The sequence below is a fragment of the Streptomyces sp. SID9727 genome, from assembly GCF_010550605.1.
GTDB lineage: Bacteria > Actinomycetota > Actinomycetes > Streptomycetales > Streptomycetaceae > Streptomyces.
On the sequence record NZ_JAAGNI010000027.1, the window covers coordinates 1 to 21,215 of the forward strand.

General features: G+C 72.4%; 19 protein-coding genes. 5 read left to right on the plus strand and 14 right to left on the minus strand.

Annotated elements, in window-relative coordinates:
* From G3I41_RS01520 to mshD, 6 genes are all read right to left on the minus strand, one after another.
* A partial coding sequence (locus G3I41_RS01520) for a CHAD domain-containing protein (protein WP_164398482.1) occupies positions 1–682 on the minus strand: 682 nt, incomplete at its 3' end.
* Complete coding sequence (locus G3I41_RS01525) at positions 648–2,900, minus strand: RNA degradosome polyphosphate kinase (RefSeq protein WP_164398483.1); 2,253 nt, start codon at positions 2,898–2,900, stop codon at positions 648–650. The genes G3I41_RS01525 and G3I41_RS01520, both read right to left, overlap by 35 nt.
* Positions 2,901–3,193: 293 nt before the next feature.
* Entirely contained in the window at positions 3,194–4,144 is a 951-nt protein-coding gene (locus tag G3I41_RS01530; RefSeq protein WP_164398484.1) for an ABC transporter permease, read from the minus strand.
* Positions 4,141–5,031 carry an ABC transporter ATP-binding protein gene (locus G3I41_RS01535; RefSeq protein ID WP_164398485.1) on the minus strand — a complete coding sequence of 297 codons (891 nt, stop codon included), beginning with the start codon at positions 5,029–5,031 and terminating at the stop codon, positions 4,141–4,143. Before G3I41_RS01535 ends, G3I41_RS01530 begins: the two co-directional genes overlap by 4 nt.
* The gene (locus G3I41_RS01540) at positions 5,028–5,438 is read right to left on the minus strand and encodes a GntR family transcriptional regulator (protein ID WP_164398486.1); all 411 of its coding nucleotides are present in this window, start codon (positions 5,436–5,438) and stop codon (positions 5,028–5,030) included. Before G3I41_RS01540 ends, G3I41_RS01535 begins: the two co-directional genes overlap by 4 nt.
* Before the next feature lie 90 nt (positions 5,439–5,528).
* Positions 5,529–6,467: a mycothiol synthase gene (gene mshD, locus G3I41_RS01545; protein ID WP_164398487.1), complete on the minus strand. Its 939-nt coding sequence runs from the start codon at positions 6,465–6,467 to the stop codon at positions 5,529–5,531.
* A 132-nt stretch (positions 6,468–6,599) separates the two neighbouring features.
* Between mshD and G3I41_RS01550 the strand changes: the two genes are divergently transcribed.
* Positions 6,600–8,477 (plus strand): 5'-nucleotidase C-terminal domain-containing protein, encoded by a 1,878-nt coding sequence (locus G3I41_RS01550; protein WP_164398488.1) that lies wholly within the window; start codon positions 6,600–6,602, stop codon positions 8,475–8,477.
* 108 nt (positions 8,478–8,585) lie between these two features.
* On the opposite strand, the gene G3I41_RS01555 is transcribed toward G3I41_RS01550, so the two are convergent.
* Positions 8,586–10,136, minus strand: coding sequence for a sodium:solute symporter family protein (locus tag G3I41_RS01555; protein WP_164398489.1), 1,551 nt, complete (start codon positions 10,134–10,136; stop codon positions 8,586–8,588).
* 180 nt (positions 10,137–10,316) lie between these two features.
* Between G3I41_RS01555 and G3I41_RS01560 the strand changes: the two genes are divergently transcribed.
* Positions 10,317–11,129 carry an IclR family transcriptional regulator gene (locus tag G3I41_RS01560; RefSeq protein ID WP_239081437.1) on the plus strand — a complete coding sequence of 271 codons (813 nt, stop codon included), beginning with the start codon at positions 10,317–10,319 and terminating at the stop codon, positions 11,127–11,129.
* 94 nt (positions 11,130–11,223) lie between these two features.
* Here the strand turns inward: G3I41_RS01560 and G3I41_RS01565 are convergent, their stop codons facing one another.
* From G3I41_RS01565 to G3I41_RS01595, 7 genes are all read right to left on the minus strand, one after another.
* Positions 11,224–12,492 carry a glucarate dehydratase family protein gene (locus G3I41_RS01565; protein WP_164398491.1) on the minus strand — a complete coding sequence of 423 codons (1,269 nt, stop codon included), beginning with the start codon at positions 12,490–12,492 and terminating at the stop codon, positions 11,224–11,226.
* The gene (locus G3I41_RS01570; protein ID WP_164398492.1) at positions 12,489–13,424 is read right to left on the minus strand and encodes a 5-dehydro-4-deoxyglucarate dehydratase; all 936 of its coding nucleotides are present in this window, start codon (positions 13,422–13,424) and stop codon (positions 12,489–12,491) included. The genes G3I41_RS01565 and G3I41_RS01570 overlap by 4 nt, the downstream gene beginning before the upstream one ends.
* Positions 13,425–13,622: 198 nt before the next feature.
* Positions 13,623–15,053, minus strand: coding sequence for a HAMP domain-containing sensor histidine kinase (locus G3I41_RS01575; protein ID WP_164398493.1), 1,431 nt, complete (start codon positions 15,051–15,053; stop codon positions 13,623–13,625).
* A complete protein-coding gene (locus G3I41_RS01580) occupies positions 15,050–15,781 on the minus strand; it encodes a response regulator transcription factor (protein ID WP_164398494.1) in 732 nt (243 codons plus the stop codon). Before G3I41_RS01580 ends, G3I41_RS01575 begins: the two co-directional genes overlap by 4 nt.
* A 71-nt stretch (positions 15,782–15,852) precedes the next feature.
* On the minus strand, positions 15,853–16,905 hold the full coding sequence (locus G3I41_RS01585; RefSeq protein WP_164398495.1) for a trypsin-like peptidase domain-containing protein: 1,053 nt from the start codon (positions 16,903–16,905) through the stop codon (positions 15,853–15,855).
* Positions 16,906–16,992: 87 nt separating this feature from the next.
* Complete coding sequence (locus G3I41_RS01590) at positions 16,993–18,039, minus strand: LacI family DNA-binding transcriptional regulator (RefSeq protein ID WP_164398496.1); 1,047 nt, start codon at positions 18,037–18,039, stop codon at positions 16,993–16,995.
* A gap of 24 nt (positions 18,040–18,063) precedes the next feature.
* Complete coding sequence (locus G3I41_RS01595; RefSeq protein WP_164398497.1) at positions 18,064–18,849, minus strand: response regulator transcription factor; 786 nt, start codon at positions 18,847–18,849, stop codon at positions 18,064–18,066.
* A gap of 240 nt (positions 18,850–19,089) precedes the next feature.
* On the opposite strand from G3I41_RS01595, the gene G3I41_RS01600 reads away from it, so the two are divergent.
* From G3I41_RS01600 to G3I41_RS01610, 3 genes are all read left to right on the plus strand, one after another.
* Entirely contained in the window at positions 19,090–19,983 is an 894-nt protein-coding gene (locus tag G3I41_RS01600) for an alpha/beta fold hydrolase (protein WP_239081438.1), read from the plus strand.
* A gap of 65 nt (positions 19,984–20,048) precedes the next feature.
* The gene (locus G3I41_RS01605) at positions 20,049–20,303 is read left to right on the plus strand and encodes a MoaD/ThiS family protein (RefSeq protein ID WP_164398498.1); all 255 of its coding nucleotides are present in this window, start codon (positions 20,049–20,051) and stop codon (positions 20,301–20,303) included.
* 10 nt (positions 20,304–20,313) lie between these two features.
* On the plus strand, positions 20,314–21,215 hold a 902-nt coding region (locus G3I41_RS01610; RefSeq protein ID WP_164398499.1), incomplete at its 3' end, for a hypothetical protein.

Consider the following 21,215-nt stretch of genomic DNA (forward strand, 5'->3'; position numbering starts at 1 on the left):
TCCGCTGCTCGGCCCGGTCGGCGGGTTCGGCGAGGAGGTCGCCGACGGGGCCGGCCGCGGCGGGGGAGAGCGGGACCTCGGAGGCGAGCAGCGCGACCGCGTCGGCCACCGCGTGGAAGCGGGCGGAGCCGAGGGCCTGGAGGGCGGTGGAGTGGGCACGGGTCCGGGCGAGGGTGAGCTGGCGTTCGAGGAGCGCGCCGGCCCGGGCGGCGCCGACACCGAGGACGGGGCGGCCCTGGCCCGTGGACTCGCCGGGTGTGCGGGCGGCCGGGAGGGCGGGGTCGCCGGACAGGCCGTGCAGCGCGTCGAGGAGCCGGGTCAGCCGGTCCGCGTACGCGTGTTCGCGGGCGAGGGTGCCGGAGAGCCAGGACAGTTCGGTGCGCAGCTGCTCCGCCCAGAGCGGATCGAGCGCGGTGCGGAAGGTGCGCAGGGCGGCGCCGATCCGGCGGGAGGAGCGGCGCAGTGCGGTGGCGGCCTGGTCGGCGGCGCGCGATCCGGCGTCCGTGGGGGCGGTGTTCTCGCGGTGCAGGCGCAGGCTGCGCAGGAAGTCCGCGGCCTGGGTGCGCAGATAGGGGCCGATGACCGACCCCGCGCTCACGCCGGTGATGCCGGGCGCGTGGGCCGGGGCCGCGGCCTGGGTGTGCTGGTCAGGGCGTCGCACGCCGGCGCCTCCGGGCGTCAATGAGCATTTCCTGTACGTGCCGCAGGGGTTTGCCGTCCGCGTCCACGGAGTGCCGGGTCCAGTTGCCGTCGGGGCCCAGGTGCCAGGAGGAGGTGGTGTCGGCCATGCCCGTCTCCAGGAGGCGGCTGAGCGCGGCGCGGTGGGCGGGGTCGGTGACCCGGACCAGGGCCTCGATGCGGCGGTCGAGGTTGCGGTGCATCATGTCGGCGCTGCCGAACCAGACTTCGGGTTCGCCGCCGTTGCCGAAGGCGAAGACCCGGGAGTGTTCGAGGAAGCGGCCGAGGACCGAGCGGACCCGGATGTTCTCGGAGAGGCCGGTGACTCCGGGGCGGATCGCGCAGATGCCGCGCACCCAGATGTCGACGGGGACGCCGGCCTGGGCGGCCCGGTAGCAGGCGTCGATGATCGCCTCGTCCACCATCGAGTTGACCTTGATCCGCACGTAGGCGGGGCGGCCGGCCCGGTGGTGCGTGACTTCCTTGGTGATGCGGGCGACCAGGCCGTCGCGCAGCGACTTGGGGGCGACGAGGAGGCGGCGGTAGGTCTCGCGGCGGGAGTAGCCGGAGAGCCGGTTGAAGAGGTCGGAGAGGTCTGCGCCGACCTGCGGGTCCGCGGTGAGGAGGCCCAGGTCCTCGTAGAGCCGGGCCGTCTTCGGGTGGTAGTTGCCGGTGCCGACGTGCGAGTAGCGGCGCAGGGTGTCGCCCTCCTGGCGGACGACGAGGGAGAGCTTGCAGTGGGTCTTCAGGCCGACGAGCCCGTAGACGACGTGGCAGCCCGCCTCTTCCAGCTTGCGCGCCCACTTGATGTTGGCCTGCTCGTCGAAGCGGGCCTTGATCTCGACCAGGACGAGGACCTGTTTGCCGGATTCGGCGGCGTCGATGAGGGCGTCCACTATCGGTGAGTCGCCCGAGGTCCGGTACAGCGTCTGCTTGATCGCGAGGACGTCCGGGTCGCCGGCCGCCTGCTCCAGGAACGCCTGGACGGAGGTGGAGAAGGAGTCGTACGGGTGGTGCAGGAGGACGTCCCGCTCGCGTACGGCGGCGAAGATGTCCGGCGCGGACGCGGACTCCACCTCGGCGAGGTCGCGGTGGGTGCCGGCGATGAACTTGGGGTACTTCAGCTCGGGGCGGTCCAGCGACGCTATGCCGAAGAGCCCGGTGAGGTCGAGGGGGCCGGGCAGCGGGTAGACCTCGGCGTCGGACACCTTCAGCTCGCGGACCAGTAGGTCCAGCACGTACGGGTCGATGGACTCCTCGACCTCCAGGCGGACCGGCGGGCCGAAGCGGCGGCGCATGAGCTCCTTCTCCAGGGCCTTGAGCAGGTTCTCCGTGTCGTCCTCCTCGACCTCCAGGTCCTCGTTCCTGGTGACCCGGAACATGTGGTGCGCCATCACCTCCATCCCCGGGAACAGCTCCTCCAGGTGGGCCGCGATCACGTCCTCTATGGGCACGTAGCGCGCCGGTGACGCCTCCAGGAAGCGGGTCAGCAGCGGCGGCACCTTGACCCGGGCGAAGTGGCGGTGGCCGCTGACCGGGTTGCGTACGACGACGGCGAGGTTCAGCGAGAGGCCGGAGATGTACGGGAAGGGGTGGGCCGGGTCCACGGCGAGGGGGGTGAGGACGGGGAAGACGCGCTGCCGGAAGAAGGTGAACAGGCGGGCCTGCTCCTTCTCGGTCAGCTCCGGCCAGCGGATGAGCTGGATGCCCTCGTCGGAGAGGGCGGGGGCGACGTCCTGCTGGTAGCAGGCGGCGTGCCGGGCCATGAGTTCGCGCGAGCGGGTCCAGATCAGGTCCAGCACCTCGCGGGGCTGGAGCCCGGACGCGGACCGGGTGGCGACCCCGGTGGCGATGCGGCGCTTCAGGCCGGCGACCCGGACCATGAAGAACTCGTCCAGGTTCGACGCGAAGATCGCGAGGAAGTTGGCCCGCTCCAGAAGGGGAGTGGTCGGGTCCTCGGCCAGTTCGAGGACGCGTTCGTTGAAGGCGAGCCAGCTGCGTTCCCGGTCCAGGAAGCGTCCCTGGGGCAGCTCGTCCCCGTCGACCTCGGGCTCGTAGGCGTCGGCGTCGGAGTCGATGTCGGGGTCGAAGTCGGCGGCGGTGGACAGGGCGGCGCCTCTCCCGGAGGGGGCGACGGCGTGCGGCCGGTGGGCGGCGAGGGCGCCGACGGACGGCTGGGCGGCGGGCTGGACCGGGACCTCGGAGCTGGGCTGCTGGCTCATGGATCCATTGTTCCGCCCGGAGCGCTCCGCAAGCGCGTCGGAGGCGGACGAGATCGCGTGGACGGCGCGGTCGGGGCGCGTTCTGCCGGTGTTTGGCCCGTTGCGGGGGGACGGCACAGCTGGCTGCATCCTGAGAGGGTCGCAAGGCCGTCTGAATGCGTGGTTACGACGACATGACGTGCGGGAAGCGGTGGGTGGCCGTGTGTGGGGTGCCCGCCTGGGGCGGGGGCGGTCCAGCTCGGGCCGGAGCGGTCCCGTCCGGGGCCGGGGCCCCGGACGGGTTTGGGAACGCCTCAGGCGTGGTAGCGCCGCAGGACCCGGAAGGCGAGGGCGGTGGCGGCGGCGGCGAGGACGAGGAGGATGCCGGTTTCCATGAGCTGGAGGGGCCAGAAATGGGAGACGGGGTGGTAGTCGACGAAGCCGGTGACCCCGCCCTGGTCCCGCAGGCAGTCCGGGCCCACGGTGCCCCGGGTGAAGCAGTCCTTCCAGTAGAGCTCCTTGCCGGAGGAGGTGAGCATGCCCGATTCGATGTTCCAGGCGCTGTGGCCCGGCCAGGGGGCGTCGCCGACGCCGCGGACCGTGGGCCACAGTTCGTAGCGCCGCTTCCCGAAGCCGTACATGACCGGGCCCACGACGATGGCCGTGAGGGCCATGGCCGGAAGCGTTCGGCGTACGAGGACGGCGCACAGGGCCCCGACGGCGATGGCGAACAGGGCGTGGGCGAGGGCGACCGGGCCGAGGGCGGGATAGACGCCCTTCTCGGACCAGACGAGCTCGGTCGGCGCGTGACCGAGGACGCCGGACCGGCCCCATCGGTAGACGAGCACCAGCACGGTCATGCCGGCGGTCGCCAGGACGGCGGGGGCGGCCAGCCGGGCCGCGAGCCAGCGGGCCGGCGACTCCGACTGGACCCAGGAGAAGCGGAAGGTGCCGCCGTCCAGTTCGCGGGCGATCAGCGGGCCCGCGACGAAGACCCCGATGAGCAGGGAGAACGCCAGGAGGACGAACCCGCCGCCCGCCAGGTACGTCTGGGTCGCTGAGCGGGCGTAGGTGGCCAGATAGCTGCCGTCGCCGCAGCGCGTGGTGTCGCCGTCGGCGCAGTTCGCGGGCGAGGAGGCGACCCAGATCCGGAGCCCGATGACGAAGGCGATCCCCAGGACCACGAGTGCGCCGCCCGCCCGCAGGGAACGGCGCTGCATTCGCGCGACGACCCGCACCGGCCCCCGCAGGGTGATCGCGCTCATGCCGCCACCGCCTCGTGGACCGTCGCGCTCGGGGTGAGCAGCGCGGGGGCCTCCGGGGAACGGAGGTGGGCGAGCAGCAGCTCCTCCAGGGAGGGCTCGGAGCGGTCCCAGGCCGGGTCGACCGGGCCGTCCGGGCGGACCAGGGCGGTCAGGGCGCGGCCCGTGGTGCGGGCTTCGACCACCGTGTGCGGGGCCAGGTCGCGGACCGGGCCCGTGAGGACGGCGTGGGCGGCGATCAGGTCGTCCGTCTCGCCGCCGAGGCGGACGCGGCCGCCGTCGACCAGGAGGAGGTGGTCGCAGACGCCCTCCAGCTCGCTGAGGATGTGCGAGGACATCACGATGGTCGTCCGGTGCTCGGCGGCCTCGGCCATGAGAGCGCCCATCAGCTGGTGGCGGGCGAGGGGGTCGAGGCCGGCCATCGGTTCGTCGAGGAGCAGCAGTTCGGCCCGCTTGCCCAGCGCGAGGGCGAGGGCGAGCCGGGTGCGCTGGCCGCCCGAGAGGTCGTGGACCCTCAGACGCGACGGCAGTGGTGCGGCGATGCGTGCCGCCGTGTCCTGGTCCCAGCCGTCCGGGTTCAGCTCCGCACCCGCCCACAGCGTTTCGGAGACCGTCAACTGCGGGTAGAGCGGCTTGTCCTGGGCCACGTACGCCACCCGGGTACGCGTCTCGCCGGGCGCCGAGCCCAGGACCCGCAGCGTTCCCTCGGCCGGGCGCAGGAAACCCGCCGCCAGGGCGAGCAGGGTCGACTTGCCGGCGCCGTTCGGCCCGACGAGCGCGCAGACGGCGCCGACGGGCAGCCGGAACGTGCAGTTCCGCAGCGCCCGACCGCCTCCGCGGCCCCGGTATCTCATGCCGAGCCCTTCGGTCTCAAGCGCGGTGCCTGTCATCGGTCCTGGTCCCCCTCGAATGTGCTGTCCAGTACGGCGGTGAAGAGCGCGCTCACGTCGTCGCGTTCGAGTCCGGCCGCCCGCGCCCGGCCCGCCCAGGCGGTGAGTTCGGCGCGCAGCGGGGAGTCGTCGGCGGCCGCCGCGCCACCGAGTGACCGGGTGACGAAGGTGCCGAGGCCGCGCCGGGCCTCGACCAGCCCCTCCCGTTCCAGCTCGCGGTACGCCTTGAGCACGGTGTTCGGGTTGATCGCGGTGGCCTCGACCACCTCGCGGGCGGTGGGCAGCCGGTCGCCGGGCTCCAGCAGGCCCAGGCGCAGGGCCTGTTTGGCCTGCTGGACGATCTGGAGGTAGGTGGCGACGCCGCTGCGCCGGTCGATGCGGAACTCGACTGCCGCGGACTCGGCCATCTTCACCCTTTCACTAATTGAGTAGTGAAAGGGTGGCGCAAGAAGGGGGCGGCGTCAAGCGGCGCCGCCCCCGGGGGAGTTGAGAGAAAGTCAGGACTCCGTGCGGTACATCAGGTCCACCTCGTGCGTCACGAAGCCCATGCGCTCGTAGACGGCGAGGGCCGCCGGGTTGTCGGCGTCGACGTAGAGCATCGCGGTCGGCAGTCCCTGCGCCGCCAGGTGGCGCAGCCCGGTCGCGGTGAGCGCCTTGCCGAGGCCGCCGCCCTGCGCGTCGGGCCGGATGCCGACCACGTACACCTCGCCGAGCTGCTCCTCGGCGTGCACCTTCGTCCAGTGGAAGCCGATCAGCTCCGTGGTGCCCGCGCCGTCCTCGCGCTCGGCCAGGAAGAAGCCCTTCGGGTCGAACCAGGGCTCGGCCTTGCGGTCGTCCAGGTCGCGCTGGGTCAGCGAGCCCTGCTCGGGGTGGTGGGCGAAGGCCGCGCGGTTCACCGCGAGCCAGGCGGCGTCGTCCTCGCCCGGGACGAAGGTGCGCACGGTGACACCCGGGGGGAAGGCCGGCTCGGCGAGGTTCAGCGGGTTCAACGGGCGGCGCAGCTGGCGCAGTTCCCGGAACAGGGAGAGGCCGAGGACCTGGGCGAGATGGCGGGCCGCGGCCTTGCCGCCGTGCGCCCAGACCCGCAGCCGCTTCCCGGTGGCGGCGAGCAGGGCGGCCCCGAGCGCGCGGCCGTGGCCGTGGCCCCGGTGCGAGGGGTGCACGACCAGCTCGGCGGCCGGCGCCTCCACGGGGTCGGTGTCCTCCAGCTGCGCGTACCCGGCGAGCACGCCCCCCGCCGACAGCAGGAAGTGGCGTACGCCTTCCCGCTGCCCGCCCCGCAGTTGCAGACGGCCCTGCTCCGAGACGGCCTGCCGGCCGTCGGACCGCGCGGCCTCGGCGAGCAGGTCGAGCACGGCCGCGGCCTGGTCGGGGGAGAGGGTGTCGAGCGTCTGGATCTCGCGTCCGGGGGCGGGGAGGGGTGAGTCTGTCGTCATGGGTCCGAGCGTAAGCGTCTGCGGCCCGCACCGGTTGGCAACCAGTTCGTAACCCCGTACATCTGTCGCGCTACGCGCGTTGACTCTAGGCTGCGGCTCGTACTTCACCCGCTGAAATTCACAAGGGGACCGATGTCAGCGACACCGCAGAAGAACCGGGCGTCACGGCGGGTGCTCGCCGCCGCGGCCGGTCTCGCCACCGTGGGCGCGCTCGTTGCCGCCCTGCCGGCCGGCGCCCAGGGGCGCGGCCACGGCGACGACCGCGGCCACGGGCACCACACGCCGGCCCGGACCGTCGACGTGCAGCTGCTGTCCTTCAACGACCTGCACGGCAACCTGGAACCGCCGGCCGGCTCGGCCGGTACGGTCACCGAGACGCAGGCCGACGGTACGACGAAGGCGATCCCGGCCGGCGGGGTGGAGTACCTCGCCTCCTCGCTGCGTACCGCCCGCAAGGGCCACCCGTACTCGATCACTGCGGCCGGCGGCGACATGGTCGGCGCGAGCCCGCTGCTGTCGGGGCTCTTCCACGACGAGCCGACCATCGAGGCGCTGAACAAGATCGACCTCGACGTGACGAGCGTCGGCAACCACGAGTTCGACGAGGGCGCGACCGAGCTGGCCCGCCTCCAGAACGGCGGCTGCCACCCGGTCGAGGGGTGCTACGAGAAGGGGAAGAAGTTCCCGGGCGCCGACTTCCCGTACCTCGCGGCCAATGTGACGGACGAGAAGACCGGGAAGCCGATCCTCAAGCCGTACACCGTATGGAAGAAGAACGGCGTCAAGATCGGCTTCATCGGGGTGACCCTGGAGGGCACGCCGAACATCGTGACGGCCAACGGCGTCAAGGGACTCGCGTTCCACGACGAGGTCGAGACGATCAACAAGTACGCCAAGGAGCTGGACCGCCAGGGCGTGAAGTCGATCGTCGCGCTCATCCACGAGGGCGGCCTGCCCGCCTCCTCCTCGTACGACTACGACTGCGACAGCCCGGGCGCCGGTGACGGCATCTCGGGGCCGATCACGGACATCGCCAAGGGCATCACGCCGAAGGTGGACGCCCTGGTCACCGGCCACACCCACCAGGCGTACGTCTGCACCATCCCGGACCCCGCGGGCAACCCGCGCCTGGTGACGTCGGCGGCCTCCTTCGGCCGGCTGTACACGGACACGACGCTGACGTACGACCGCCGCACCGGCGACATCGTGCGCACGGCGGTGAAGGGCAGCGGCAAGCACGGCTCGAAGCACCACGGGTCCCAGCCGGCCAACCCGGTCTCCGCGAACCACCTCGTCAGCCGTGACCAGGCACCCGCCAAGGACATGACCGACCTGATCGCCCGCTGGAACACGCTCGCGGCCCCGATCTCGAACCGGCCGCAGGGCTACATCTCCGCCGACATCAACGGGCGCGGCTCCACGGCCCCGGAGAAGCCGCTCGGCGACCTGATCGCCGACGCGCAGCTGGAGGGCCTGGCCCCGGCGGACAAGGGCGGGGCGGTCGTCGCCTTCATGAACCCGGGCGGCATCCGCGCGGACCTGGTGTACAAGGCGGCCGGCAGCGAGGGCGACGGCGTCGTCACGTACGGCGAGGCGTTCACCGTGCAGCCGTTCACCAACATGATGAACGTCGTGACCCTGACCGGCGCCCAGCTCGTCTCCGCCCTTCAGCAGCAGGTCAGCGGCTCGAACGAGGCCAGCCCGAAGATCCTCCAGGTCTCGAAGGGCCTCACCTACACGCTGGACATGACGAAGTCCGGCGCGGACCGCGTCGTCACGGACACGATCAGGCTGAACGGTGAGGCGATCGACCCGGCCAAGACGTACCGCGTCGCGATGAACGAGTTCCTGGCGGGCGGCGGCGACGGCTTCGCGGCGCTCGGACAGGGCACCGACAAGCTGGTCGGCGCCTCCGACCTGGACCTCTTCAACGCCTACCTGGCCGCGCACTCCACGGCCTCGACCCCGCTGGCCCCGCCGGCGGCGGACCGGATCACGGTCGTGCGGTAGGACGTACCCGTAGGAGGACGTACCGCAGGCGGGGATGCGCGGGCGGGGCCGGTGGCCCCGCCCGCGCATCCGTCGTCTCGGGGCGGGGACCGCGGCCGGCCGGGAGGCTCAGTCCTCGGCCCGGGTCAGGGGCTGCGGCTCCTGTGCGGGCGCGGGCACGGTGGCCGCCGACGCACCGGCGTGGTCGTCGTCGCCGTCACCGGACACCGCCAGGACGAGCGCGTCCGCCTCCGGACTGGGCTCGGGGCTGAGGAGGCCGACGGCCAGGAAGAGGACCAGGGAGGTGACCAGGGGCGTGAGGACGACCGTGGTCTGGTCGGTGCTGTCGATGCCGTACTTGACGATCCAGTACCCGATCAACCCGCCGGCCCAGGAGATCAGCGCGGCGCGCGGCCCGAACTTCCGGAAGGGGGGCAGCAGTCCGAGCAGCAGCGGGATGGAGATCGGTCCCATGACCGCTGCGACGAGGGCCACGATGATGCCGAGTACGCCGCCGAAGTGGTCGGCCTCGATGGCGACGAGCATGCTGAGCGTGATGAAGACGACCGTGACGGTCCGGGCGGCCAGCAGCGCGGACCGCTCGCTCATCCCGCGCGCCCTGCGGGAGAGGACGGGCATCATGTCGCGGGTCACGACCGCGGAGATCGCGTTGGCGTCCGAGGAGGCCATGGCCATGGTGTGCGAGAACATCCCGGCGAGCGTGAGCCCCACCAGGCCGGCGGGCAGGAACTTCTCACTCATGAGCGCGTAGACCTGCTGCGGGTCCGCGACGTGCGGGAGCAGGACGGGCGCGGCGACGGACGGGAAGAGCAGGAAGGCCGGCCAGATGAGGTAGAGCACCGCGGAGAGGCCGGCGGAACGGCGGGCGTCCCTGGCGTTCTCCGTGGCCATGTAGCGCTGGGCCAGGTTCCACATGCCGCCGTTGTACTCGAAGATCTTGATGATGATGTAGGCGGTGAGGAAGGTCGCGGTGTACGGGCCGACCAGCGGCTCGGTGTGGTGCGCGGGAAGGTCGTCCCACAGCGTGCCCAGGCCGGAGATCCCGCCCAGCTTGCCGAGGACGACCACGACCATGGCGATGGCGGCGACGCCCTGGATGACGAACTGCCCGAAGTCGGTGAGGGCGTCGGCCCAGAGGCCGCCCACGGTGCAGTACAGCAGGGTGACCACGCCGGTGAGCACGATGCCGGTGTTCATGTTCATGCCGGTGAACACATTGAGCAGGATCGCCACCGAGGCCCACTTGGCGGCCACGTCGAAGACCTTGAGCAGGGTGCCGCTCCAGGCGAGGGCCTGCTGGGTGGGCACGTTGTACCGGGTGGCGAGGTACTCCAGGGGCGAGGCGACCCCGTACCGCTTGCGGAGCCTGTTCCACCGGGGGGCGAAGACGACGGCGCCGAGGCCGGTGCCCACCGCCAGCGGGATGAACGCCCAGACGTAGACGGTGATGCCGTAGCTGTAGGCCACCGCGGCGTAGGCGACGAACACGGCGGCGCTGTAGCCGGACATGTGGTGCGAGATGCCGGAGAGCCACCAGGGCATCCGGCCTCCGCCGGTGAAGTAGTCGCTGACGTTGCTGACGCGTTTGTGCGACCACAAGCCGATCAGCAGCATCACGACGAAGTAGCCGCCGAGTGCGACCCAGTCCAACGCAGCCATGTGAACTCCTAGTTGCCCGATCGGCTCTCGTCGGCCGTCAGGGGGCGGTGAACGGAAGGGAGGGGTTGTTCAACGAAACGTGTGTCTGCATATGTAGACAGCGATCTCATTCGTGGACTTTGATCAGGCGGGAGGCTAGCCCGCCGTATGATGGCGGTCAATGACTTGGGAGGGATTTCATTGGTTGCGCAGAAGGCCACCCCGCCCGCGAGCGAGAGCGACGAATCCGGACGCGGCCTGGTCAAGTCGGCCGAGCGCGCGGTCCTGATCATGGAAGCGCTGGCGGCCTCGGGCGACCGGCTCAGCCTGGGGCAGTTGCAGGAGGCCACGGGCTACCCGCGCTCCAGCCTCTACGCCCTGCTCCGCACCCTCAGTGCCCTCAAGTGGGTGGAGAGCCCCGAGGGCGATCTGTCCTTCGGCATCGGCCCGCGCGCACTGCTGTGCGGTACCGCCTATCTGGACCGGGATCCGGCGCTGCCCCCGGCGGTCCGTCAGATCGAGCGGCTGCGCGCGGAGGTGGGCTACACGACCCACTACGCCCGGCTCGACCTCCCGCACATCATCTATCTGGCCACCCGCGAGGCGACCGACTCGCATCGGCTCACCTCGCGGGTGGGGCGTCAGCTCCCCGCCTACGCGACCGCGTTGGGCAAGGCGCTGCTGGCCGAGCTGACCTCCCCCGAGGTGGAGGCGCTCATGGCGGACGTCGAGCGGGAGCAGCTGACCGAGAACACCGTGACCGGGGGTGCCGCACTGGCCGCCGAACTGGAGGAGGCCCGCGAGCGCGGGTGGGCGGTCGAGCGCGAGCAGAACACGCCGGGGCTGTGCTGCGTCGCGGCCTCCGTCCCGTACCGCATCCCCGCCACCGATGCCATCAGCTGCTCCATCCCGGTGGAGCGGGCGACCGACGAGGAGCTGGCCCGGGTCGGGGACGCGGTTCTGCGGCACGCGGTGGAACTGGCCAGGGTGCTGCGGCGGCAGGGGGTCCGGTAGTCGGCCACCGGGCCCCCTGAGCTCTGATCCAAGGATCTCCCCCCGGCGTTCTCCTCCACGGCGGCGACGACGCGAGCGGTGCGGACGCCAGGGGTCACCAGCGGGGCGACTCGGCCCGGTAGTCCGGATCGATGCGCCGCATGTAGCCGGTGTCGTCCCGGTTGCGCAGACCGCACCGCAGGTACTGCTCGTGCAGCCGGGCGAGCGCGTCCCGGTCCAGCTCGACGCCCAGCCCCGGGCCGGTCGGCACCCGTACCGCCCCGTCGGAGAACGCGAGCGCCCCGTCCTGGACGACCTCCTCCGACTTCCAGGGCCAGTGCGTGTCGCAGGCGTAGGTGAGGTTCGGGGTGGCGGCGGCCAGGTGTGTCATCGCGGCGAGGCTGATGCCCAGGTGGGAGTTGGAGTGCATGGACAGCCCCATGCCGAAGGTGTCGCAGATGCCCGACAGCAGCTTCGAGCGGTGCAGCCCGCCCCAGTAGTGGTGGTCGGAGAGCACGACCTGGACCGAGTCCCGGGCCACCGACGGAGCGAGCTGGTCGAAGGCGACGACGCACATGTTCGTCGCGAGCGGCATGCTCGCCTCGCGGGCGACGCGGGCCATCCCGTCGAGCCCGGGTGTGGGGTCCTCCAGGTACTCCAGTACGCCGTCGAGCCTGCGCGCGACCTCGATCGACGTGTCCACGGTCCAGGCGGCGTTGGGGTCGAGCCGCAGCGGGGTGTCCGGGAACGCCTCGCGCAGGGCGAGGACCGCCTCGACCTCCTGCTCGGGGGGCAGCACCCCGCCCTTGAGCTTGATGGCCGAGAACCCGTACGCGCCGACCATGCGCTGTGCCTGGGCGACGATCCCCGCGCTGTCGAGGGCCTCCGGGTAGTCGTCCGGCGCCGCGCCCGGGTGCCCGCCCCACTTGTAGAACAGGTAGGCGCTGAACGGCACGGAGTCGCGCACCGCGCCCCCGAGCAGGTCGGAGACCGGCCGCCCGGCGGCCTTGCCCTGGATGTCCAGGCAGGCGACCTCCAGGGGCGAGAACACCCGGTCCACCGTGGAACTGGAGGTGATCATGCCGGTCAGGCCATGGCCGTCGGTGCCGGTGTCGCCGCCGAGCACCCGGGCCACCTCGGCGTGCATCGCGTTGAGCGCGTGGACGTCCATTCCGGTCACCGCCTGCCCGGCGGCGGCGAGGCGCCGCAGGTGCCCCTCGTCCGCGTAGGTCTCGCCGAGCCCGGAGATCCCCTGGTCGGTGGTGATCTCGATGACGGCGCGCAGCGCGTACGGCTCGTGCACGCCCACGGCGTTGAGGAGCGCCTGGTCGTGGAAGGCGACCGGGGTCACGGTCACCGAGGTGATGAGGATGCGGTCGCTCATCGGGCGGACACCTCCGCGCACAGCGCGCGGCCGGCCTCGGTGATGCGCCGCAGCTCCTCCAGGTGCTCGGGCGCCGGGTCGGCGAGCGGCGGCCTGACCCCGCCGACGTCGAGTCCGCGTTGCCGGACGGCCGCCTTGACCAGGGAGACGGCGTAGCCGGGAACCCGGTCGCGCAGGGCGATCAGCGGATGGAAGAACACCGTCTGGAACCGCTCGACGAGCCTGTCGTCGCCCTGGGTCACGGCCCGGTAGTAGGCGAGGGAGATCTCCGGCGCGAAGCAGAACACCGCGGAGGAGTAGAGCTCGACGCCGATGCCCCGGTACGCGGGCACGGTGGCCTCGGCCGTCGGCATGCCGTTGAAGAACTGGAAGGGCTTCTCCCGGCCGTCCTCCCGCAGGGCCGAGCGGACCGCGACGACGCTGCGGGAGAGCTGCTCCAGATCGCCGTAGCCGTCCTTGAAGCCCACCACCTGGGGCAGCAGGGCCACTTCGACCGCGGACGCGGTGTCGAAGCGGGCGGTTCCACGGTTGTAGACGATCAGCGGCAGGTCCGTCTCCTCCGCGACCGCCCTGGTGTACGCGACGAGCCCGGCGGGCGGCCCCTGGACCAGGTACGGCGGAAGCAGCAGCAGCCCGTCCGCTCCGGCCTCCTTCGCGGCGCGGGCGAACCGCCGGGCCAGCGGGAGGGCGCCGCCGGTGCCCGCGTACACCGGCACCCGGCCGTCGACGGTTTCCACGGCAGTGCGTACCACCTGCGCGTATTCCTGGGGCTCCAGGGCGTGGAATTCGCCGGTGCCGCACGCGACGAAGACCCCGCCGGGCCCCGCGTCGAGACCGGTGCGGATGTGTTCCGCGAGCGCCCGCGGATCGACCTCGCCGGAAGAGGTGAACGGTGTCACCGGAAAGAACAGCACGCCGTCGAACGTCGACAACTCGGGGCTCCCTCGATCAGCCGTCTACATATGTAGACGTTGTGCTCATGTGTAGAACGCATTCGGGACTGTAAATGCGCGCCCGGGAGTGGTCAACCCTGCGGTCGTGGCCCTGTACGAGAAGCGGCGGACGCCAAAGGGCGCCTGCCGGTTCGTGGGGTCACGACCCGACAGGCGCCCGCGCGGGCTGCTCCCCGGCTATTCCCGCGGTGCCTCCGGCGGGGGCTGCGGCGCCCCCGGGAGGTTGATCACCGCCTCCGTGCCGCCGCCCGGGGCGCGGGTGAGGGAGATGTCGCCGCCCGACTGCTGGACCGTACGGGCCACGATCGACAGGCCGAGGCCCGAGCCCGGGAGCTGGCGGGCGGACGGGGAGCGCCAGAAGCGTTCGAAGACGTGCGGGAGTTCGTCGGCGGGGATGCCGGGGCCGTGGTCGCGGACCGTGAGGCGGCCCCGGTGCAGCACCACGTCGATGGTGCCGCGCGGCGGGCTGAACTTCACCGCGTTGTCCAGGACGTTGACGATGGCCCGTTCGAGGCCGGCCGGTTCGGCGCGTACGTACCAGGGGGCCAGCTCCTCCGTGACCGTCAGCTCCGGACCGCGCAGCCGGGCACGGCGGAGGGCGGCGCGCGTGATGTCGTGCAGGGCCACCACCTGGAGCGGGCCCGGCTGGGCGGCGTCCGGGCGGGCCAGTTCCTGGAGGTCGCCGATGAGCGCGGCCAGCTCCGTCATCTGCGCCTTCACCGAGGACATCAGGGCCCTGCGGTCGTCCGGCGGGATCGCCCGGCCGGTCTCGTCGCTGCGGGCGAGCAGCTCGATGTTGGTCCGCAGTGAGGTGAGCGGGGTACGCAGCTCGTGGCCCGCGTCCGCGATGAGCTGGGCCTGCCGGTCGCGGGAGGTCGCCAGGGACGCGGTCATCGAGTTGAACGACCGGGACAGGCGTGCGATCTCGTCCTCGCCCTCGACGGGGATGCGGACGGTCAGGTCCTCGGTCCTGGCCACGTGCTCGACGGCCTCGGTGAGCTCGTCCACGGGGCGCAGGCCGGAGCGGGCGACCCAGAGGCCGGCGGCTCCGGCGCCGATGACGCCTATGCCGCCGACGAGGAGGAGGACCCAGGCGAGGGTGGACAGGGGGTCGTCGATCTCGCTGAGGGGGCGGGCGACGGAGAGCCCGAGGGGGATGGCCGGCTCGCCCTGAACGCCCGTCGCCGTCACCGGGGAGGTGAGGACGCGCATCCTCGCCCCGGTGGAGTCGGTCTCCGTGTGCAGCTGGCCGGCCGGCTCGCCGCCGATCACCGCGAGGTCGTCCCGCGTCACCGGGAGCCGGGGCGAGCCGGGGGCCACGCACACGTTCCCCCGGCTGTCGATGAGCTGGACGGTGAGACCGGTGTAGGGCGTGGGCGGCCGTTTGACGGTGGTGCGCTGGCAGTACTGGTACAGGACGCTCAGATACTCCTTGTCGACCGTGGCGCCGCGCAGCGCCTCGTCCTGCTGCTCCTCCAGCTGCTCCCGCGTCACGAACCAGCACGCCACCGCCACCGCCGCCACCGCCACCGCCACCGCCGTCGCGACCAGCAGGGCCAGCCGGGAGCGGAGCGGCAGCGCGCGGAAGCGTCGCAGCGCGCCCGTCATCCGTCGCCCCCGCCGGAGCGGAGCGCGTACCCCACACCGCGCACGGTGTGCACGAGACGCGGTTCGCCGCCGGCCTCCGTCTTGCGGCGGAGGTACATCACGTACACGTCCAGGGAGTTGGAGCTCGGCTCGAAGTCGAAGCCCCACACCGCCTTCAGGATCTGCTCGCGGGTCAGCACCTGGCGCGGGTGCGCGAGGAACATCTCCAGGAGGGTGAACTCGGTCCGGGTCAGCTCCACGCGCCGGGTGCCGCGCGTGACCTCCCGGGTCGACAGGTCCATGCGCAGATCGGCGAAGGACAGCACGTCGTCGTCGGGAACGGGACCGCCCGAGGCCGTCGCGTACGAGCTGCGGCGCAGCAGGGCGCGGATGCGGGCGAACAGCTCGTCCAGCTCGAACGGCTTGACCAGGTAGTCGTCGGCGCCCGCGTCGAGTCCGGTGACGCGGTCGCCGACGGTGTCCCGGGCCGTGAGCATGAGGATGGGCGTGGTGGTGCCCGTGGAGCGGATGCGGCGGGCGGCGGTCAGGCCGTCCATGCGGGGCATCTGGATGTCCAGGACGATGAGGTCGGGGGCGTACGACTCCGCCTTGGCGAGGGCGTCGAGGCCGTCGACGGCGACCTCGGTGCCGTATCCCTCGAAGGCGAGGCTGCGTTGCAGGGCCTCGCGCACGGCGGGCTCGTCGTCGACGATCAGGATGCGCTGCGGATCGTCTTCGGCGGGGCTCATCGCTGTCTCGTCCTCTTCTCGGTCGTACGGGCCGGCGCGCGGGGCGGTCCCAGTTTCTCAGCCCCGTCCGGTCAGGAGCCGTTCCCGGCCCGCAGGGTGTCGAGGTCGGCCTTCAGGGTGTTCACCGGGATGGCGAAGCCGAGGCCCACGCTGCCCGCACCGGAGCTGCCCTGGCCGGCGGCGGAGCTCGCCGAGTACATCGCGGAGTTGATGCCGATGATCTCGCCGTTCATGTTGATCAGCGCACCGCCGGAGTTGCCCGGGTTGAGCGAGGCGTCGGTCTGGATGGCCTTGTACGTGGTGGTGGACTCGCCGGTGTCGCCGTTGAACTGCTGTCCGCCGAACTCGAAGGGCCACTGGCGCCCGCCGCCCTGCTGGTCCTGGCCCTGGCTCCGGCCGTCGTCGCCCTCCTTGGCGACCGTGACGTCGCGGTCGAGGGCGGAGACGATGCCGCTGGTGACGGTCCCGGTCAGGCCCTCGGGGGAGCCGATCGCGACGACCTCGTCGCCGACGGCGACCTGGGAGGAGTCGCCGAGCGTGGCCGTCTTCAGACCGCTCGCGCCCTGGAGCTTGATCAGCGCGAGGTCCTTGCCGGGGTCGGTGCCGACGACGTCGGCGGTGTACGTCCTGCCGGTGCTGAGGGTGACCTTGATCTGGGAGGCGTCCGCGATGACGTGGTTGTTGGTGACGATCTCGCCGTCCGAGGTGATGACCACGCCCGAGCCGGTGGACTGGCCGGCCGTCGAGGTCGCGCCGATCTCCACGATGGTGGGCGAGAGGGCCTTGGCCACACCGGCCACCGTGCCCTTGTCGCTCTGCGAGACGGTGGTGCCCGGCACGACACCGCTCCCGGCGGCCGTGGTGGCGGGGGCGTCGGCGAGCCTGCCGATCACCGTCGCGGTGCCGCCGCCGACGATCGCCGCCGCGATGGCCACCGCGGCGATGAGCGCGACCGGCTTGCGGACCCTGCGCCGGGCGGCGGGCGGCTCGGCGGCGGGGCCGAACGGGCCCGTCGGGGCCGGGGCGGCCGGCTGGTATGACGGCGGCGGCGGGTAGGCCGCTTCGCCGTTGCCGTACGAGGGGTACATCGGGTACTCGCCGCTCGGGCGCTGGCTCTCTGTCATGCCTTTGAGAGTGTCCGGCCAAGATGAGAGGAGCGTGAGTACGCCCTGAGAAGCCCGGCAGAACCGCGTATGCCCGATATAAAGGTCCTACGGGAGCGTCCGCCCCGCGGGCTCGCCGCAGCCGCACGAGCGGCGTACCACCAGCGCCGAGGGGAACTGCTTCAGCCGCTCCCGCCGCGACCCCGACACCCGCAGCGAGTCGTCGAGGACCAGGTCCACCGCCGCCCGCGCCATCGCCGGGCGGTCCGAGGAGACCGTGGTGAGCGGCGGATCGGTCAGACCGGCTTCCTTGACGTCGTCGAACCCGGCGACGGCCAGCTCACCCGGCACGTCGATGCGCAGCTCGCGGGCGGCCCGCAGCACACCGATCGCCTGGTCGTCCGTGGCGCAGAAGATGGCCGGCGGCCTGTCCGGCCCCGAGAGCAGCTCCAGGGCCACCTGATAGGCGTCGTAGCGGTTGTACGGGGCCTGGAACAGCCGGCCCTCCGTCGAGCGGCCCGACTCGTGCATCGCGCGCCGCCACCCCTCGACGTGGTCGGCGACCGGGTCGCCGACCACCGGGGTCTCCTCCGTGCCGCCGAGGCAGGCCACGTACGCGTTGCCGTGTTCCAGGAGGTGGCGGGTGGCGAGCTGGGCGCCGCCGATGTCGTCCGTGACGACCGCGACGTCGTCGATGGCCTCGGGCCGCTCGTGGAGCAGCACGACCCGGGCGTCCCACGCCTCTATCTCCGCCGCGGCGCGTTCGCTGGGACCCTGGCTGACCAGGATGAGACCGGAGACCCGCATGCCGAGGAAGGCCCGCAGGTAGTGGACCTCGCGCTCGTCGCGGTAGTCGGAGTTGCCGACGAGGACCATCTTCCCGCGCTCGGCGGCGGCCTGTTCGACCGCGTGTGCCATCTCCGCGAAGAACGGCTGCCGGGCGTCCGGCACGATCATCCCTATGAGATCGGTCCGCCGCGAGGCCATCGCCTGGGCGACCCGGTCGGGCCGGTAGCCCAGCTCCTTGATCGCGGCGAGCACCCGCTCGCGCGTGGCCGGGGCGACCGGCCGGGGTCCGTTGTTGATGACGTAACTGACCACTGCGGTCGACGTCCCCGCCAGTCTCGCCACATCGTCCCGCGTCACCTTGGCCACGCGCGGCAGTCTACGCGGATGGAACTACCTCTTGGCAGGCCGGACCGGGGCTTCTTCCGTGACCTCGGCAACGCCTGACTGCTCCGAACGGGCGACACCGCGCTTGGCGGCCTTGGCTTCCTCGGCGGCCCGTTCGACCTTCTCCGGGGCGACGAAGCGGTAGCCCACGTTCCGGACGGTCCCGATCAGCGACTCGTGCTCGGGGCCGAGCTTGGCGCGCAGCCGCCGTACGTGCACGTCCACCGTGCGCGTACCGCCGAAGTAGTCGTAACCCCAGACCTCCTGGAGCAGCTGCGCGCGGGTGAAGACCCGGCCGGGGTGCTGCGCCAGGTATTTCAGCAGTTCGAATTCCTTGAAGGTGAGGTCGAGGACCCGGCCCTTGAGTTTCGCGCTGTACGTCGCCTCGTCCACCGAGAGATCACCGTTGCGGATCTCCATGGGGGAGTCGTCCGCGGTGATCTGCTGCCGCCCGGTCGCCAGCCGGAGCCGCGCCTCGACCTCGGCGGGGCCCGCGGTGTCCAGCAGCACGTCGTCGATGCCCCAGTCGGCGGTGACGGCCGCGAGGCCGCCCTCCGTGACGACGAGGATCAGCGGGCAGCCGGGCCCGGTGGACCGCAGCAGCTGGCAGAGCGAGCGGACCTGGGGTAGGTCGCGGCGCCCGTCCACGAGGATGACGTCGGCCCCCGGGGTGTCCACGAGTGCGGGGCCCTCGGCGGGTGCGACGCGCACGCTGTGCAGCAGGAGGCCGAGGGCGGGGAGCACCTCCGTCGACGGCTGGAGGGCATTCGTGAGGAGCAGCAGAGAGCTCATCGCCGTCCACCTGCCCGGTTCGTCGGTCGTTGATGGTGCGTGATCGGCTCGCCCATGACCTTCGGTCCTCCTCGTTCCCTGCGAGAGGGGCACTCCCGGGCGGGGGCCCGGGGGAGTATGCGGCTCTGCTTCGTACGGTTCCGCTGAGCTTGCCGAAACGTTGCCGTAACAACGTCCGGAAAGCACAAAAGGACCCGGGGGCTGCTCTGCCCGGATCCTCTTCACAGGAGAATAACCCACATGAGTTCTGTGTCCGAGGGGAGAATTCCGGATTCCGCTGTTCGTCCGGTCACGCGCGTACCGCTGCGGGCCGCGTTGCGGGCGGATGACGGGATCTGGATCGAAGCGGTGTACGACCCGTGTACGGGGGATGGCGACGGGGAGACCGCGATCGTCGTCGCGCACGGATTCACCGGTTCGGTGGACCGCCCGGCGGTGCGGCGGGCGGTCGGCACGTTCTCCCGGCACGCGGCGGTGGTGACCTTCTCCTTCCGGGGTCACGGCAGGTCCGGCGGGTTCTCCACGGTCGGCGACCGCGAGGTGCTGGACCTGGCGGCGGCGGTCGCCTGGGCGCGCTCGCTCGGCCACCGGCGCGTGGTGACCGTCGGATTCTCGATGGGCGGCTCGGTGGTGCTGCGGCACGGTGCGCTGTACGCCTCTCCGGCGGCGGACAGCGGGGCCGGGGGCGATGGCGGCGCGCACGGGGGCGTTGCGGGGTGCGGGGGGCGCGCAGGGGCGCGTACGGGAGCGCGCGCGGACGCGGTGGTGTCCGTGAGCGCCCCCGCGCGCTGGTACTACCGGGGTACGGCTCCGATGCGCCGCCTGCACTGGATGGTGACCCGGCCCGCCGGACGGCTCGTCGGGCGCTACGGCTTCCGCACGCGCATCCACCGCGAGGCGTGGGACCCGGTCCCGCTGTCCCCGGTCGCGGCCGCCGCCCTGATCGCTCCGGCGCCCCTGCTGATCGTGCACGGCGACCGGGACCCGTACTTCCCGCTCGACCACCCCCGCATGCTCGCCGCCGCCGCGGGCGACGCGGCCGAGCTGTGGCTGGAGCGCGGGATGGGACACGCGGAGAACGCGGCCGACGAGACCTTGCTCACCCGCATCGCCGACTGGGCGGTGCGACGGTGAACCATGATGGGGGGCCGGTGTCCCCCGAACCGGCGCCGGAGGAACGGAACGAAAGGAGCGCCGCCATGCCTGCGGGAACGATCCGCTACTGGGCAGCCGCCAAGGCCGCAGCCGGGACCGCGGAGGAGCCGTACGCCGCCGCGACCCTCAAGGAGGCGCTCGACGCGGTGCGCGAGCGGCACCCCGGCGAGCTGAGCCGCGTACTGCGAAGGTGCTCGTTCCTCATCGACGGCGACCCCGTCGGGACCCGCGGCCATGAGACCGTACGCCTTGCCGAGGGCGGCACGGTCGAGGTGCTCCCGCCGTTCGCAGGAGGGTGAACCCCAGCACATGAGCAACGATCAGCAGCACCCGTACCACCCGGGCCAGGGCCCGGAGCAGCAGCCGCCGTACGGGTACGGGCAGGACCAGCAGCAGTACGCGTACGGGCACGACCAGCAGCAGGCGTACGGCTACCCGCAGCAGGGCTACCCGCAGGGACAGCCGCAGCAGAGCTACCCGCAGCAGGGCTACTACCCCGACGCCTCGGCCGGGCAGTCCGACCAGGGCGCCGCCCAGACCTGGCAGGGGCAGACCTGGGACACCCAGTACCAGCCGGCCGTGCAGCGCACGGACGGGCCCGCGCCGCAGGGGGGTTACGCCGCCCCCGCCGCCTCCGGCTCCTACCCGCTGCCGCCCGAGGTCCACGCCGAGCCCGCACCGCCCGTGCCGCCCGTGCCCGCCCCGGCCCCCGCCGCCGACGGGTACAGCGCGCCCACAACCCTGGGCAACGCCCGCATCACCGACGCGCAGCGCGCCCGGGCCGAAGGGCGTTCCCCGATCATCGCGCCGGGAATCCAGCCGGCCGCGATCACCGCGGTGCTCGGGCTGCTGCTGGCGCTCGGCGCGGCCGTCGGCTCGTACGCCCTGGTCGTCCCGCTGGTGCTGCTCCAGGCGGTGACGGCGGCGGGCTGGTTCCGGCTCAACGGCATGTGGCCGGCCCGCCAGGGCATCGCGCTGGCGTTCGCCGGCGGCCTGGTCGCCGACGTGGCGCTCCTCGCGGCCGGCCGGGAGCACGGTCCGGCCGCGATCATCGGCACGCTGGGCGTCTGGGTGCTGCTCACCGTGGTCCTCCAGCTGCGCAGCCGGGCCGGTGCGGACGAGCGGATGCAGGGCCTCATGGCCACCGTCGCGTCGGCCGCGCTCGCGGTGCTGGCGGCCGGCCACCTCGCGGCCGTCCCGGACGCCGTGAC